11 protein-coding genes and 1 pseudogene are annotated in these 15928 nt (G+C 57.2%); 4 read left to right on the top strand and 8 right to left on the bottom strand.

The window, feature by feature from the left end:
- Positions 1–127: 127 nt before the first annotated feature.
- Positions 128–2047: an acyltransferase family protein gene (locus ACMGF7_RS09120; RefSeq protein WP_049240498.1), complete on the top strand. Its 1920-nt coding sequence runs from the start codon at positions 128–130 to the stop codon at positions 2045–2047.
- Positions 2048–2270: 223 nt separating this feature from the next.
- On the opposite strand, the gene iolE is transcribed toward ACMGF7_RS09120, so the two are convergent.
- The 4 genes and pseudogenes from iolE to iolD all read right to left on the bottom strand — a co-directional run bounded on the left by iolE (position 2271) and on the right by iolD (position 7139).
- Positions 2271–3167, bottom strand: coding sequence for a myo-inosose-2 dehydratase (gene iolE / locus ACMGF7_RS09115; RefSeq protein ID WP_004930840.1), 897 nt, complete (start codon positions 3165–3167; stop codon positions 2271–2273).
- A gap of 59 nt (positions 3168–3226) precedes the next feature.
- A pseudogene (locus ACMGF7_RS09110) lies at positions 3227–4110 on the bottom strand (sugar phosphate isomerase/epimerase family protein).
- A 39-nt stretch (positions 4111–4149) separates the two neighbouring features.
- Positions 4150–5163, bottom strand: coding sequence for a Gfo/Idh/MocA family protein (locus ACMGF7_RS09105; protein ID WP_004930848.1), 1014 nt, complete (start codon positions 5161–5163; stop codon positions 4150–4152).
- A gap of 35 nt (positions 5164–5198) precedes the next feature.
- The gene (gene iolD / locus ACMGF7_RS09100; protein WP_015379331.1) at positions 5199–7139 is read right to left on the bottom strand and encodes a 3D-(3,5/4)-trihydroxycyclohexane-1,2-dione acylhydrolase (decyclizing); all 1941 of its coding nucleotides are present in this window, start codon (positions 7137–7139) and stop codon (positions 5199–5201) included.
- 547 nt (positions 7140–7686) lie between these two features.
- On the opposite strand from iolD, the gene ACMGF7_RS09095 reads away from it, so the two are divergent.
- Both ACMGF7_RS09095 and ACMGF7_RS09090 read left to right on the top strand, forming a co-directional pair.
- Positions 7687–9618 carry a bifunctional 5-dehydro-2-deoxygluconokinase/5-dehydro-2-deoxyphosphogluconate aldolase gene (locus tag ACMGF7_RS09095; RefSeq protein WP_015379332.1) on the top strand — a complete coding sequence of 644 codons (1932 nt, stop codon included), beginning with the start codon at positions 7687–7689 and terminating at the stop codon, positions 9616–9618.
- 203 nt (positions 9619–9821) lie between these two features.
- Positions 9822–10658: a MurR/RpiR family transcriptional regulator gene (locus tag ACMGF7_RS09090; RefSeq protein WP_004930856.1), complete on the top strand. Its 837-nt coding sequence runs from the start codon at positions 9822–9824 to the stop codon at positions 10656–10658.
- A gap of 41 nt (positions 10659–10699) precedes the next feature.
- On the opposite strand, the gene ACMGF7_RS09085 is transcribed toward ACMGF7_RS09090, so the two are convergent.
- The 4 genes from ACMGF7_RS09085 to ACMGF7_RS09070 all read right to left on the bottom strand — a co-directional run bounded on the left by ACMGF7_RS09085 (position 10700) and on the right by ACMGF7_RS09070 (position 13901).
- Positions 10700–11038, bottom strand: coding sequence for a type II toxin-antitoxin system RelE/ParE family toxin (locus ACMGF7_RS09085; protein WP_015379333.1), 339 nt, complete (start codon positions 11036–11038; stop codon positions 10700–10702).
- Between the two features lie 14 nt (positions 11039–11052).
- On the bottom strand, positions 11053–11322 hold the full coding sequence (locus ACMGF7_RS09080; protein WP_004930864.1) for a hypothetical protein: 270 nt from the start codon (positions 11320–11322) through the stop codon (positions 11053–11055).
- Between the two features lie 174 nt (positions 11323–11496).
- Positions 11497–12318 (bottom strand): 5-deoxy-glucuronate isomerase, encoded by an 822-nt coding sequence (iolB, locus tag ACMGF7_RS09075; RefSeq protein WP_044030037.1) that lies wholly within the window; start codon positions 12316–12318, stop codon positions 11497–11499.
- Between the two features lie 77 nt (positions 12319–12395).
- Positions 12396–13901, bottom strand: coding sequence for a CoA-acylating methylmalonate-semialdehyde dehydrogenase (locus ACMGF7_RS09070; protein ID WP_021505174.1), 1506 nt, complete (start codon positions 13899–13901; stop codon positions 12396–12398).
- A gap of 556 nt (positions 13902–14457) precedes the next feature.
- Between ACMGF7_RS09070 and ACMGF7_RS09065 the strand changes: the two genes are divergently transcribed.
- Complete coding sequence (locus tag ACMGF7_RS09065; protein ID WP_049240490.1) at positions 14458–15900, top strand: sugar porter family MFS transporter; 1443 nt, start codon at positions 14458–14460, stop codon at positions 15898–15900.
- The last annotated feature ends 28 nt before the right edge of the window (positions 15901–15928 follow it).

Below are 15928 nucleotides of genomic sequence, written 5' to 3'. Positions count from 1 at the left end.
TTATCTATTTTAATCCAACTGAAATTTTGATAAATGAAATGACGATGTAAATGAAAGAGACTTAACACCTACTTTAGTCTATATAAATAAGTTTTACTATTATGATGCGGATAAACATGGAGTCAAAATGGCACTAAACCCTGTCAAAATGAGAGATGACATAACAGCTCTTAGAGCGATAGCCGTTATTTCTGTTTTAGGTTTTCACTTCGGAATCCCAGGATTTAGTGGCGGATTTATAGGCGTTGATATCTTTTTTGTTATCAGTGGTTATTTGATAAGTGGCATTTTAATTAGAGACATAGAAAAGAATAAACTTAGTCTTTTTGACTTTTTGGTAAAAAGAGCATTTAGATTACTACCTGCACTTCTGGCAATAGTTATACTGACCTTTATTGCAGGGTATTTTATTCTTCAGCCTATAGAGTTTAAGAATAACGCCAGAGCATCCATATCATCGTTATTTTTCATATCCAACCTATATTTTTATTTAACTGGCGGCTATTTTGATGCATTTCCAATTACCAAGCCGTTATTGCACACATGGTCTTTATCTGTAGAAAGTCAGTTTTATTTTATATGGCCATTGGTACTTATGGTAACCATGTCCAGAAAAATCCCGGCTAAAATTACCATAACTTTATTTACCATTATTTTCTTCTTGTCTTCCCTGTATGCAGTAAACAGGAACCTAACCGCAGCATACCTGTTGACTCCATTTCGTCTTTGGGAGTTATCAATTGGCGGCTTATTTTATGTAATTAAACTAAAAAAAATAAAAGATAGCAAGGCATTAAGCAACATTATTTACGCATTGAGCTTAGCCGCCATCATCTTTTTCATAGTACATTTGGATGAGAAAATAGTATTCCCTGGTTATTATGCATTAATACCAACGGTGTGTACCGGTTTAATGCTAATTTTTGGTGAAAACTCTAATATAGCAACATGGTTAGAGCGAAAGCCGATCATCCATATAGGTGAGATAAGCTATTCTTTATATTTAACTCACTGGCCAACTATTGTTATGGTGACCTTTGTTTTAGGAGAAAAAAACTTAATTGGTGGGTTAATATCCATTCCTATTAGCTATTTCATCGCTCTGCTTATGTATTACTACGTAGAGCAGCGCTATCGAACCGCATGGAAAAATGAAAGCAAGAACAAGCTAGTCGTAAAATATGTATTTACTCTTGCATTAACGGTTGTTATCTCCGCTACCGCGGTTTTCAGCGGGTGGATATGGCGATTACCTGCGGATTTGCAAAAGACAAACTATGCATTTGATAAAAAAGCATCAGATAGATATGTGTGGGCTAACAGCAATGGTTTTCAAAGGAAAGATATAACCCATTCTGAAAAGATAAAAATAGTCGTAATAGGTGACTCACAGGCAGCTGATGTTATCAATACGCTTATGGAGTCTAAGTATAATAATAAGCTTGATATAGCGTCTATACAAGTAGACGTCAAATGTGGCATTCCTTATATTAACCCGACAGAAATAGAGAACTATCTTAAAACTGTTAACCTTGCGGTTATATCATCAAACGGTCTTCAGGAGATGTGTAAACGAAACATTCTCGATACATTTAATGAATTCAACCAAAGAAACATGAAAGCCGCTGATTTCATCTTGATTGCCATGAACTGGAAGGATTTCAACGTTAAATACATCAATGAGACGTTGGATAAAATAAAAGAGACACAATCTAACGCTCAGGTTGTTGTTATTGGAAGAAAGAGCTTGAAGGCAAATGGGATTTTTATCTTCAATAAGAGCAACCAGAGTGAAGATGTAGATTCCTTTGCTGCAAAATATATCAGCGATGATATATTGAAAATAAATGAGAGTATCGCATCATCCTTGCCTAAACGTGTTGAATTTTTAGATCTAATGAATGTCGTTTGCCCGGGAAAAAAACTCTGTCGAATAGTCGATGATAAGAATCATATAACATATGGTGACGAAACGCACTTTACGAAAAGTGGAGCAGTTCTCTTCTCAAATGAAATAGTATCGAAACTGGGAATACTTAAGTCCTAAGCTTTCATGCTACGAAAAGCCACCATCCTGGTGGCTTTTTTTTGCCTTAGGCAATTTTTATTAACGCTCAGACGCCCCCTACAACGGAGCTCAGAAGTATAATGTCCGAATGCACCATGTAATTTTTTTAGATGAGTTGGTAGTATTTAATAGATTAAATTTATTTAAAATTGGGAAGATGAAAACCGAAAGTGGCTACCATCCTCCCAAAAGATAAATTACGTCAAATGCCGGCGGTTTCCCGAATATAACGGCGCGCCTTCACCGCATACTCGAACGGGTTGGCCAGCGCCGGATCCTGCTCGGCCTCCACCACCATCCACCCTTTGTAACCGCGCTCGTCCAGCAGCTTGAACACTGGTCTGAAGTCGATCACGCCATCACCCGGCACGGTGAAGGTGCCCTTCTTCACGCCGTCGAGGAAGCTCAGCTTGTTGGCCTTCACTTCCGCCACCACCTCATCGCGCACGTCCTTCAGGTGGACATGGTTGATGCGCGGCAGATACTTCTCCAGGATCGCCATCATCGCCTGCTGACTGCCTTCCGAATAGTAGGCATGGCCGGTATCGAACAGCAGGTAGACGTCGTCGTTGACCATGCTCATGTAGCGATCGATTTCGGCCGTGGTCTGAATGCCGGTGCCCATGTGGTGGTGCAGACATACCTGCATGCCATTGCCGGCGGCGATCTTCGCCAGCTCGTTGTAACCGTCGGCCACGCGCTGCCACTCTTCATCGCTGAAGTACGGCTTCTCTTCGAACACGCCTTTGGTGGTGCCCTGAATGCTCTTGCTCTGCTCGGAGCAGCCAATCACCCTGGCGCCCATGGCATGCAGGAAATTCATGTGGTTGATAAATTCATCAATGGTTTTGTCTTTCTGGCCGTCGGCGAAAAAGGTGCTGAACCAGGCGTTGCAGATCTGGATGCCGCGAATATCCAGCATCGGTTTCAGCACCGCCGGATCGCGCGGGTATTTGCTGCCCACTTCACTGCCGGTGAAACCGGCCAGCGCCATTTCACTAACGCACTGCTGGAAGGTGTTTTCCTTGCCCAGATCGGGCATGTCGTCGTTGGTCCAGCCGATCGGCGCAATGGCCAATTTCACGTTGTCTTTATTCATGGTTTGCCTCGGTCCTTGCAGGGCCGCCGGTACAAACGCCGCCGGCGAGCCGAATCAGATTATTTGCCCAACAGCTCTCTTTCGATGCGTTCTCTGGTCGCCACCGCCTGGCTCGGCATCTTTTCCGGGTAGCCGAACAGCGAGGTGCAGATGATCGATTCGCCGCCGACCTTGAAGCTGCGGTTGGCAAATTCCATATCGCGCAGCGTCTGGAACAGGGCGTCGAAATTCACCTCGCCTTCGCCGATGCCGACGTGCTGGTGCACCGCGGCGTCAACGCCCGGCGGGTTGACGATATAACGGCAATGCTTGGTGTGATTCATGGTGTCGGCGATCAGCACGTGGGACAGATCGTCTCCGGCGTACTGCAGCATGCCGGCTACGTCACCCTGCCCCTTGTCGTAGTAGAAGGTGTGCGGCACGCTGTAGAGATATTTGACGTGGTCGCTGCGCAGCGACTTCACCAGATCGGCGGTTTCGTTGCTCAGCTCGCAGAAGTCCCACGGGTGCGACTGGATCTCCATACGAATACCCTCGCGCTCAACGATCGGCAGCAGCTCCTCCATCGAGCGATACCACAGCTCCTCGCAGATCTCCGGTTCGTTGGGATTGCCGGCCAGTTCGGTGTTGATCACCTGCACGCCCATTTCCACCGCAATTTCGATCATCCGCCGCCAGTTTTTGACCGCCGCCTGGCGGCGATCTTCCCCGGACCGGACCAGCGATACACCACGATAAATGAGGAGATCTCCACGCCGGTCGCTTTTAGGGCGTTTTTATACTCCGCCATGATTTCGCGGCTGGCTTTCGGATGCTTGTAAAACGGGTTGATCTGCGGGTGCGGCGACTGCTCGATGTATTTGTAGCCCCAGTCCGCCACCTGCTGAACCATTTTGGTGACGCCCAAATCCCGGATAACGTCGACATCAAAAGCGATCTTCATGGTCACTCCTCTGCAATCGTGGTTACGCGCTGCGAGCGGTTATTTACCGTAAAACGCCGGGCGCGCCGGCAGGGTCACCGGCACGATCTCGCCGCTGAGCTGGGCCGCCACGCAGGCGTCGGCGGTTACCGCGGCGGCGTAGCCGTCCCAGGCGGAAGGCCCGGTCAACTTGCCCGCAGCTACGTCGTTGATGAAGCCCTGCAGCTCGACGTCATAGGCATCGATAAAGCGATCCTTCCAGTCGGTCAGGATTTCGGTCGACAGGCGGGCGCCGCTGCGCATCTGCACCGAGGACGGTTCCGGCAGTTTGGCGATGCCGGTTTCCCCCACCACTTCGCACTGAATGTCGTAGCCGTACTGGCAGTTGACGAAGATTTCGACGTCGATGCGCGTCCCTTTGGCGGTTTCAAACAGCACAATTTGCGGATCTTTCAGGTGCGGGAACGCCTTCGGGCTCTTGCGTGGGAACACCACCTGCACCGACACATAGTCGTCGTCGAGCAGCCAGCGCAGCACGTCGATTTCGTGGATCAGGGTGTCGGTGATCGCCATATCGGTGGTGTAGGCCTCGCCGACCGTCGGGTTGCGGTGCGCGCAGTGCAGCATCAGCGGCTCGCCGATCTGGCCGCTGGTCAGTACCTGTTTCAGCGCGCGATAGCCCTGATCATAGGGGCGCATGAAGCCGACCTGCACCAGCCGTTTGCCGTGCTTCGCTTCGGCGTCGACAATGTTTTTGCAACCCTGCGCGGTCACCGCCAGCGGCTTCTCGCAGAATACCGGTTTGCCGGCGGCGATGGCCGCCAGCACGAACTCTTCATGACTCGGTCCCCAGGAGGTGACCAACACCGCCTGCACGTCGGCGGCCTTGATCAGATCGTGGCCGTTGTCATACACCCGCGCATCCAGCTGCAGATCGCTCACCACCTTGGCGGCGTTGTCGCGGTTGATGTCGTTGACCGCCACCACGCGGGCGCCCTGCAACACTTTGCTGCAGCGACGGATATGATCGCGGCCGATGGCGCCGGTGCCGATAACCCCAATGTTCAATGTCATTTTCGCTACCCTCGAGATTAATGTATGAAAACGAATCAGTAATCGCGCGCCTTATCGATGTTTTCCTGCAGCTTGCGCGCCACTGCGACGATTTTTTCGCTGTCGGCCACCTGAGCGCCGCCCACGCGCCACCAACTGAGATACTTGTGCACCATGGTCTTCGGCAGCACCTTGATGTCCAGCAGCGTGGACACGGTTTGCCTGCGAGCGTCGGCCAGCGCGTCGAGCAGCTGCTGCTCGGTGGTGACGCGATAGGTTTTACAGCCGTAAGCCGCCGCCAGCATGGCGAAATCGACCGGCACCAGTTTGCCGTCGAGCTTGCCGCCCTGTGGATTGCGGAAGCGGAATTCGGTGGTGTAGCTGTCCATGCCGTGTTCCATCTGCAGGTTGTTGATGCAGCCGTTGGTCATGTTGTCGAACAGCACCACGTTGATCTTGCAGCCTTCCTGAATCGAGGTGACCAGTTCGGAATGCAGCATCATGAAGGCGCCGTCGCCCACCATCGCGTACACCTCGCGCTGGGGCTCGGCCAGCTTGACCCCCAGCGCGGCGTTCACCTCGTACCCCATGCAGGAGTAGCCGTATTCCACGTGGTAACCGTGCTCGCCGCGGTTGTGCCACACCCGCTGCAGATCGCCCGGCAGGCTGCCGGCGGCGGCGACGATCACGCTGTCCGGCGGCAGCTCGCGGTTCAGCACCCCCAGCACCCGGCTTTGCGTCATCGCCGAGCCGGTCTGGGCGATAAATTCGTCGAACACCTGCTCGCGGTCGAGGTGATCGTCTATCTCCGGCACAAAGTCTGCGCCGCTGTATTCCACCGAGTAAACACGCTCGGTCTCTTCACGCTGGGCACCGCGCGCCGCGGCGATGGCGTCGCCCCAGCCGGCGCGATAATCGGCCTGCGCCAGCAGCGCGCCCAGTGCGTTCAGGGCCTCGCGGGCGTCCGCCAGCACCTGCACGCCGTCGAGCTTGCCGGCGTCGAAGGCGCTGACGTTGATATTGAGGAAGCTGACGTCCGGGTGTTGGAACAGCCATTTGGACGAGGTGGTGAAATCGGTGTAACGGGTGCCGACGCCAATCACCAGATCGGCCTGCCGGGCCAGCGTGTTGGCCGCCAGGCAGCCGGTTTCGCCGATGCCGCCGAGGTTGAATTCATGGTCACTCGATACCGTGCCTTTACCGGCCTGGGTCTCGGCGAACGGAATGCCGAAGCGCTCGGCGAATTCGCGCAGCGCTCGCCCGGCCTGCGAGTACTTCACGCCGCCACCGCACACCAGCAGCGGTTTGCGTTTGGCCGTCAGCAGCGCTAAGGCGTCCGCCAACATGCCGTCGGTCGCCGGGCGGCGATCGAGTCGGTGCACGCGCTTTTGGAAGAAATAGTCGGGGTAGTCGTAGGCTTCACCCTGCACGTCCTGCGGCAGACACAGCGTCACCGCGCCGGTTTCCGCCGGATCGGTCAACACGCGCATCGCATTGATGCAGGCGCTCATCAGCTGTTCCGGGCGCACGATGCGATCCCAGTATTTGCTCACCGCACGGAACGCGTCGTTGGTGCTGATGCTGAGATCGTAAGACTGTTCGATTTGCTGCAACACCGGGTCCGGCTGGCGGGAAGCGTAAACGTCGCCCGGCAGCAGCAATAAAGGAATGCGGTTAGCGGTGGCGGTGGCCGCGGCGGTGATCATATTGGCGGCGCCGGGGCCGACCGATGAGGTGCAGGCGTAAATTTGCCGGCGCAGCTTCTGTTTGGCGAAGCCGATCGCCGCATGGGCCATCCCCTGCTCGTTGCGGCCCTGGTGCACCCGCAGATCGCCGCTATCCTGTTCCAGCGCCTGCCCCAGCCCCAGCACATTGCCGTGGCCGAAAATCGCGAAAATGCCCGCGACGAATTTGGTTTCCACGCCGTCGGCCAGCAGATACTGGTTATCGAGAAATCTGACGAGCGCCTGCGCCATGGTTAACCTGATCTTGCCCATTTACCCACCCTTTAGATTAAGGGCCGCCCCGGAAAGCGCTCATGCCGAGCCGACAATCCCGTGTTTGTGTTACGCGGCGGCAGCTATTATCTTGAGCAGGCGATGCCCGCGCTGCTCACGAAGTCGACAACCTGAAACGTGAAGCGATTATAAACAAATATATTTTTCATAAAATCACATTACAGAAGAAACATTTCATTTTGCGATAAAGATCGCATATTGCATGAAAAGCCCGTTTCATCTCGTGGTTCAGCCTTCATGGGCTTCGTGCCGCGCACCGGCCGATAAAAGTCGTTGGCACATGGGCTGACAGCCTTTTCCTCTGCCCTCACCTCCCTTTTATGTTCCGCCCCGGCGGCCCTTGCGCAGCCGATTCATCGCCTTTTCCCACGCCTCTGTCGATGTTTTAAACGCATCACATTTTTGGGGTGTAAATTTCATTTCATATTGAAATTGAAATTTTCATTCCCCATACTGTCCCCATGCTTCCTGCAGGGCGCCACGCTCGGGCCGCCGCCGGAGTTTTGCTTAACAGAAGGAAACGGGTATGGCTACACAACAAAAACAGCTTGATGTCATTTGTCTCGGGCGCATCGCCGTCGATTTCTATGCTCAGCAGATCGGCGCGCGTCTGGAAGACGCCGGCACATTCGCCAAATACCTCGGCGGCTCTTCCGGCAACGTGGCCTACGGCACCGCCATTCAGGGGTTGAAATCCGGCATGCTGGCCCGCGTCGGCGATGAACACATGGGCCGCTTTCTGCGTGAAGAGCTGCAGCGCGTCGGAGCCGATACCCGCTGTCTGATCACCGACAAGCAACGATTAACCGGCCTGGTGATCCTCGGCATCAAGGATCAGGAAACCTTCCCGCTGATCTTCTACCGCGAAAACTGCGCGGACATGGCGCTGACGCCGGACGACATCGACGAGGCCTACATCGCCTCCTCCCGCGCGCTGGCCATCACCGGCACGCACCTGTCGCACCCGAACACCCGCGCCGCGGTGCTGAAGGCGCTGGAGTATGCGCGCCGCCACGGCCTGCGCACCGCGCTCGACATCGATTACCGCCCGGTACTGTGGGGGCTGACGTCGCTGGGCGACGGCGAAACCCGCTTTGTGGAATCAGACCAGGTGACCCGCGAACTGCAGGAGGTGCTGCACCATTTCGATCTGATCGTCGGCACCGAAGAGGAATTTCATATCGCCGGCGGCAGCACCGACACGCTGACGGCGCTGAAAAACGTGCGCCGGACTACCGCGGCCACGCTGGTGTGCAAGCGCGGCGCGCAGGGCTGCTCGGTGTTCGAAGGTGAAATCGCCGACGACTGGGCGCAGGTGAAGCTGCACGCCGGTGTGCGGGTTGAAGTGCTGAACGTGCTGGGGGCCGGCGACGCCTTTATGTCCGGGCTGCTGCGCGGCTACCTGAACGATGAGGGCTGGGAGCAGGCCTGCCGCTACGCCAACGCCTGCGGCGCATTGGTGGTTTCGCGCCACGGCTGCGCGCCGGCGATGCCGACCAAACGGGAACTGGACGACTACCTGCAGCGTGAACAGCAGGTCACGCGCCCGGACCGCGACGCACGCCTGAACCACCTGCACCGGGTCACCACCCGCAAGCAACAGTGGCCGGAACTGTGCGTGTTCGCCTTCGATCACCGCAAGCAGCTGGCGGACATGGCGCGCGAAGCCGGCGTCGGCGAGGAACGCATTCCGCGCCTGAAGACCCTGCTGCTCACCGCGGCGCAACAGGCTGCCGCGCAGGCCGGCCTCAACGGCAACAGCGGCATTCTGGCCGACACCACCTATGGGCAGGCGGCGCTGAACGAGATCACTGGCCAGGGATGGTGGATCGGCCGGCCGGTGGAGCTGCCCAGCTCGCGCCCGCTGCGCCTGGAGCACGGCAATATCGGTTCGCAATTGATCGACTGGCCGCAGGAGCACGTGGTGAAGTGCCTGGTGTTTTATCACCCGCACGATGCGGAGGAACTGCGCCGCGAACAGGATGAGCTGATCGCCGACGTCTACCGCGGCTGCTGTAAATCCGGCCACGAGTTGCTGCTGGAGGTGATCCTGCCGGACAGCAACGCCGACAAAGACGAACGTTATTACCTGGAGATGATTGAGCATTTCTACCAGTTGGGCATTCAGCCCGACTGGTGGAAACTGCCACCGCTGAGCGCAGAAAACTGGCGGCAGGTCGGTGCCCTGATCGACACCTACGATCCCTTCTGCCGCGGCGTGCTGATCCTGGGGCTCGACTCCCCGGAGGCGGTGCTGAAGGCGGGCTTCGCCGCCGCCGCGGATGCGCGCTGGGTGAAAGGTTTCGCCGTCGGCCGCACCATTTTCGGCCAACCTTCGCGCCGCTGGCTGCAGGGGGAAATCGACGACGCGGCCCTGATCGAGCAGGTGAAACAAAAATACCTGACGCTGATCGGTTTCTGGCGCCAGTATCGTCCGCAGGCGGGCGGCACGCACTGACAGCAACAGCAGGTTCACGTCCCCTTAAGGCCATTTCGCCGCTTTAAGGGGATTTTTTTGCCCCTTTTCTGTGAAGTCGCGCAATGTGCGATCGAATAAATCGCTTTTTGAGGAAATGAAATTTCCGCTCCGTCTGTTAAAATACCCTGTCAATATTTCAGGCATCAGGCCAATGCGCCTTCACCCCACTGCGAGCCGAATGGATGAACAACCCAACTCAACTTTCGCTGTTACAGGACGAGATCCGCCACCGTTATGAAACGCTGAGCAAGCGTTTGAAGCAGGTGGCGCGCTATATTTTGGATAACAGTAACAGCATCGCTTTCGATACCGTTGCCTCCATCGCCGCACAGGCCAGCGTGCCGCCTTCCACCCTGATCCGTTTCGCCAACGCCTTCGGCTTCAGCGGCTTCAACGAAATGAAGCAGGTGTTCCGTCAGCATCTGATGGAAGAAACGGTGAACTATACCGAGCGCGCGCGCCTGTTCCGCCAAACCTCTACCGACGACAACGTCGCGCCGGAGAAGCCGGCGGAGATTCTCAACGTATTCACCATGGTCAATGCGCAGGCGCTGCAGCAGCTGGCGATGCAGATTGCCCCCGAGCAGTTGGATCGCGCCGTCGAACTGCTCAACAACGCCGAAAACATCTACGTGATCGGCCTGCGCCGCTCGTTCAGCGTCGCCTCCTACCTCACCTATGCGCTGCGCCATCTGGAGCGCCGCGCATTTCTGATCGACGGCCTGGGCGGCATGTTCACCGAACAGCTGAGCATGGTGAAACCGAAAGACGTGGTGATCGCCATAAGCTATTCGCCGTACGCCCGCGAGGCGGTGGAACTGGTGGAATTGGGCGCCAAGCGCGGCGCGCAGCAGATCGCCATCACCGACAGCCAGGTCAGCCCGCTGGCCGCGTTCAGCGACGTCTGTTTCGTGGTGCGTGAAGCGCAGGTGGACGGGTTCCGTTCGCAGGTGGCCTCGATGTGCCTGGCGCAGACGCTGGCGGTCTCGCTGGCGCTGAATAACGCCCGGGACGAGTAAGGCGGATGTGAACGCGCCCGACAGGCTCGGGCGCGGCGGGATTATTGCAGCAACAAATAGCGGTAGAGCGCGCTTTCCAGATCCTGCTTCATGCTGATGAAAAGCAGAATCTCCACCGTTTGGCCGTCGTAGTCATAGATGACGCGGTATTCGCTGTCGGGATCCAATCGTTCGTGCAACCGCACTCCCATGCCCGCCAGCACGGCGTTGAAGCGATAGCGGACGGGATCGTCGGCGATTGCCGCGAGGGACGATAACAACAGATTGTCCACGAACATCCCGGCTGCGACGGCCCCTATCGTTCCGCTCTTATAAGACTCGATGTCTTTCAGGCTCCATTCCGCCGCCGGCGCGACGGTAAAACGTATTTCCTGGGGCATCCTGCACCTCGGGTCTATTTCCGCGCGTCACGCAGCCGCTGCAAGGTTTCTTCGGGCGACAGACCGCGCTGATTTTTAATCTCTTGCTTCGCCATCATAGTCAGTTTCAACAACGCGTTGGACTGGCGCTCGAGATTGCGTTCCCGTATTTCGGCCTCTCTCTCAGCCGCCGTTTGCACAAACAGCTCGGCAACACCATTTTTTGTGACGTAAACCCCGCCTTCAAACAGATCGGGCGAACCTAATCCTTCGCGCGCCGCTTTTTGAGACATGGTGGTTGTCATAGTTTTTCCTCCTGTGTACCGGCATTCTCACTGCATAACAGCGGTTCGTTAGATTCACTCAGCCAGGGAGCAATCGCGTGCGGACAGGTTATCATTTGAGCAAGATAGAGGGCAAATTTAGGTCAAATTTATACCCTGATAAAGAGAAAGCCCGGCAAGCCGGGCCTCAAGCGCCTATTGCGCGGCGGGGTAACCTTCGCCGTTAATCCAGGCGTGGTCTTTTTCCCAGGTGAATTTCCACTGCCGCACCGGCCCGGCCATCACGTTGAGATAATAGTTGTCGTAGCCCGCTAGGGTCGCCACCGGATGATAACCGCGCGGCACTTTCACCACGTCGCGATTGTAGACCGGCATGCATTCGTCGAGCGTGCGATCGTCGGTATAGACGCGCTGCATGCAGAACCCTTGCTCCGGCTGAATGCGGTGATAGTACGTCTCTTCGAGATAGGTCTCGTCCGGCGAATCTTCTTGATCGTGCTTGTGGCTCGGGTAGGAGCTGGTGTTGCCCTCGTCGGTGTAAACCTCCACCACCAGCAGACTGTCGGCCGGCTCGCTGTCCGGCAGAATGTTATGCACCAACCGCTGGTTGCGCCCCTTGCCGCGCCGCTCCACGCCGATTTCCGCCGGCGTGATCAGGCGTGAAGGCAGATGGCCGCTGCCGGGCGCGCTGCACACCGCCAACTCCAGATCGGTTTCTGCCCGCACGTCGATGCGATCGTGGTGCGGCACGTACACCGCGTAAGGCGGCGTGCGCTCGAACGGGCTCATGCGTTTGCCGATATGCGGGTATTCGGCGCGCAGCGTGGCGACGGAGGCGATACCGGCCACCAGTACCAGACACAGTTCCTTGTCACCGCACTCCAGCTGCAGCGACTGCCCGGCGGCCAGGCGGTAAACGTCAAAGCCGACATAGCCCCAACCGGCATTTTCCGGCGTCACGTGCTGGATACGCCCCTCGGCGTTCGGCGCCTGACATTTGGCAAGCAGTGAAGACATTTCGATTCTCCTGTTAACTCCCCGTGCAAAGGCCGCTGCCCCCATGGAGCAACGGCCCGCTCATACTCTGCGATCGCTTAACCCAGCGTCGGCATGCTGAATTCAGACACCGTCTGCTGCCCGGCCGGCCAGCGCGCGGTGGCGGTCTTCATGCGCGTGTAGAAACGCACGCCGTCGGTGCCGTGCACGTTCAGCGCGCCGAATACCGAGCGCTTCCAGCCGCCGAAGCTGTGGAACGCCATCGGCACCGGCACCGGCACGTTGACGCCGACCATCCCGGCCTGCACTTCCTGCACGAACTGGCGCGCGTAGTGGCCGCTGCCGGTAAAGATGGCGCTGCCGTTGCCAAACTCGTGGCCGTTAACCGTGTCGATGGCGGTGCGATAGTCCGGCACCCGCACGATGCCCAGCACCGGCCCGAAGATCTCTTCGCGGTAGATGCGCATGTTCGGCTTCACATGGTCGAACAGCGTTCCGCCGACGTAGTAGCCTTCAGGGTAGCCCGGCACCTGATAATTGCGGCCGTCGGCCACCAGGGTGGCGCCTTCTTCCACGCCCAGATCGATGTAGCCCAGCACCTTTTTCTGGTGAGCGGACGATACCAGCGGCCCCATTTCATTCTCTTCGCCGCCCTGCTGCAAGCCCGGCCCGACGCGCAGCTGCGCGATCAGCGGCTTCAGTTTGGCGATCAGTTTGTCGGCGGTGTCGTCACCGACCACCACGGCGATCGGCAGCGCCATGCAGCGCTCGCCGGCAGAGCCGAACGCGCCGCCCATCAGCGCATTGACCGTGGCGTCCAGATCGGCGTCCGGCATGACGATCGCCTGGTTTTTCGCCGCGCCGAAGGCCTGTACCCGCTTGCCGTGCGCGCTGGCGGTGGTATAGATATGTTCCGCCACGGTGGAGGAACCGACGAAGCTCACCGCCTGAATGCGCGGATCGGTGCACAGCTGCGCCGCATCTTCATTGGCGCAGTGCACCACGTTGAACACGCCGTCCGGCAGGCCGGCTTCTTTCAGCAGCTCCGCCAGGCGCACCGAGGCCGAAGGCACCAGCGCCGGCGGCTTGAGGATAAAGGTATTGCCGCAGGCCAACGCGATAGGGAACATCCACATCGGCACCATCGCCGGGAAGTTGAACGGGGTAATGCCCGCCACCACGCCCAGCGGCTGCATCAGCGAGAAGCTGTCGACGCCGCCGCCGACGTCCGGCGAGTATTCGCCCTTGATCAGATGCGGGATGCCGCAGGCAAATTCGACCACTTCCATGCCGCGCGTCAGTTCGCCCAGCGCATCCGAATACACTTTGCCGTGTTCGCTGACGATAAGCTCGGCCAGCTCGTCGCGGTGCTGTTCCAGCAGCGCCTTGAAATTGAACATGATGCGCGCGCGGCGCAGCGGCGTGGTGCGCGACCAGTCGGCAAACGCCCGGTGGGCCACGTCGATGGCCTGCTTGACTTCGGCGGCGGTGCTCTGCGTGACGCGCCGCTCAACCTGCCCGCTGGCCGGGTTGTGCACGTCGACGGTTTGATTGCTGCTGCTCAGGCACACCTGCCCGTCAATAAAGTTACCCACGGTTTTCATGTCACGCCCTCTTTTCAAGTCCGCTGTCGCCTGGCCACACCCAGGCGGCGCGGCGTTAATCGTCCCGCTCGCCAAACCCCGTCGGCAAGCCGGCTAAATCCTGACCGGATGCAGCAAACTCTATTTCATTGAAAAAAAAGTTTCAAATAAATTGTTTTGAAAAATTTGTTTTTAGTGCGTGAGGTCGCAATTTTGCGGTGTCGATCGGGTTGGCGCTTGCATTGCCGTGCCAGGGAAAGCGCAACTGCGGCGGAGAAAGTTGGGGTAATACACACTGACTTTGCTACAGAAAACCCGCACTGCGTCTGCCCTGTCGCCGTTACCGCACGCCCTCGAGCGCCCAAGGTGCCCGAATCGCTCGCGACGGTTTTTTTTGAACTGGATCTAAAAATCAATATTCCATTATTCACTAATTATGAAATAAATGTTCTTGTTTGTTCCAGCATTTATCGACGACATCGCCTTGATGACAGGCACGGTTCACACCCTTCCGCTCGCCCTCTTCCCGACAACCCAACCGTGCGGACGGAAGCCAGGATAAAAATCGGAGCAACACATGTCATATCAGCGTAAGCACAATACCGGCTACATATTGCGAATTTGCGGCATCGCCGCCCTGGGCGGCATTCTATTCGGCTACGATACCGCCGTGATCTCCGGCGCGATCGAAGCGTTGAAAGCCTATTTCGATCTCAGCCCGGCCGAAACCGGCTGGGCAGTCTCCAACGTGGTGATCGGCTGCGTGGTCGGCGCCTTCGCCGCCGGGCCGCTGGCGGCGCGCTGGGGCCGTAAAAAGGCGCTGATGCTGGCAGCGCTGCTGTTCACCGTGTCCGCCGTCGGCGCCGCATTGGCTCCGACCTTCACCTGGTTCGTCATCTACCGCATCATCGGCGGGCTGGCGGTCGGCATTGCCGCCACCGTGTCGCCGATGTACATGTCGGAGGTGTCACCGAAAGACATGCGCGGGCGGGCGCTCAGCATGCAGCAATTCGCCATCGTCTTCGGCCAGATCGTGATTTTCTACGTCAACTTCAAAATCGCCAGCCTCGCCAGTGAAGCCTGGCTGGTGGAAATGGGCTGGCGCTGGATGTTCGCCTCGGGCGTGATCCCCTGCATTCTGTTCTGCATCCTGGTGTTCGTCATTCCTGAATCGCCGCGCTGGAACGTGATGATGGGCCGCGACGATCAGGCGCTGGCGATGTTGACCAAGGTCTCCAACGCCGCCCATGCGCAGAATCTGCTGAAAGAAATCAAAGACTCGCTGCAGCAGGATCAACAGCAGCAGCACCGGAAGCTGAACTACGGCGATGTACGGGTGCGGTTCATCCTGTTCGTCGGCTGTATGATCGCCATGCTGCAGCAGGTCACCGGCGTCAACGTGATGATGTATTACGCGCCGGTGGTGCTGAAAACCGTCACCGAAAACGCGCAGGAAGCGCTGTTCCAAACCATCTGGATCGGCGTGCTGCAGTTGGTCGGTTCGGTCATCGGCGCCATGCTGATGGATCGCATGGGCCGCATTCCGCTAATGCGTTACGGCACGCTGGGCGCCATCGCCGGCCTGCTGCTCACCTCGTACGCGCTCTACACGCAGGCCACCGGCTATTTCGCGCTGTTCGGCATGCTGTTCTTCATGGTGTTTTATGCGCTGTCCTGGGGCGTCGGCGCCTGGGTGCTGGTGTCGGAAATCTTCCCGAACCGCATGCGCGCGCAGGGGATGAGCATCGCCGTCGGCTGCATGTGGGTCGCCAACTTTGCGGTGTCGCAGTCGTTCCCGATGATCAACGACCACCCTTACCTGTTCTCGCATTTCCACGGCGCCTTCCCGATGTGGATCTTTGCCGCCTGCTGCCTGTTCAGCTACTGGTTTATCGGCCGCTATATTCCTGAAACCAAAGGCGTCTCGCTGGAAAAAATGGAACAGGTGGTGCTGGCCAAACGCCTCCGCCAATCCCTGCCCGACGGCAAGCCGCTGCCGCTGGAAAACGGCAAATCCTGATCTCTCAACCCTGACCGCTGGAGTCATG

Origin of the sequence: Serratia sp. BNK-17 (assembly GCF_048684935.1) — a bacterium.
Lineage (GTDB): Bacteria > Pseudomonadota > Gammaproteobacteria > Enterobacterales > Enterobacteriaceae > Serratia > Serratia nematodiphila.
This window is presented reverse-complemented; position numbering and strand designations above follow the sequence as displayed.

Bases quoted from the DNA above. Each gene is read 5' to 3' on its own strand.
- ACMGF7_RS09095 (WP_015379332.1), top strand. From the start codon at position 7,687: ATGGCTACACAACAAAAACAGCTTGATGTCATTTGTCTCGGGCGCATC.
- ACMGF7_RS09085 (WP_015379333.1), bottom strand. From the start codon at position 11,038: ATGCCCCAGGAAATACGTTTTACCGTCGCGCCGGCGGCGGAATGGAGC.
- ACMGF7_RS09070 (WP_021505174.1), bottom strand. From the start codon at position 13,901: ATGAAAACCGTGGGTAACTTTATTGACGGGCAGGTGTGCCTGAGCAGC.
- ACMGF7_RS09105 (WP_004930848.1), bottom strand. From the start codon at position 5,163: ATGACATTGAACATTGGGGTTATCGGCACCGGCGCCATCGGCCGCGAT.
- ACMGF7_RS09120 (WP_049240498.1), top strand. From the start codon at position 128: ATGGCACTAAACCCTGTCAAAATGAGAGATGACATAACAGCTCTTAGA.
- ACMGF7_RS09090 (WP_004930856.1), top strand. From the start codon at position 9,822: ATGAACAACCCAACTCAACTTTCGCTGTTACAGGACGAGATCCGCCAC.
- ACMGF7_RS09065 (WP_049240490.1), top strand. From the start codon at position 14,458: ATGTCATATCAGCGTAAGCACAATACCGGCTACATATTGCGAATTTGC.
- iolD (WP_015379331.1), bottom strand. From the start codon at position 7,139: ATGGGCAAGATCAGGTTAACCATGGCGCAGGCGCTCGTCAGATTTCTC.
- ACMGF7_RS09080 (WP_004930864.1), bottom strand. From the start codon at position 11,322: ATGACAACCACCATGTCTCAAAAAGCGGCGCGCGAAGGATTAGGTTCG.
- iolB (WP_044030037.1), bottom strand. From the start codon at position 12,318: ATGTCTTCACTGCTTGCCAAATGTCAGGCGCCGAACGCCGAGGGGCGT.
- iolE (WP_004930840.1), bottom strand. From the start codon at position 3,167: ATGAATAAAGACAACGTGAAATTGGCCATTGCGCCGATCGGCTGGACC.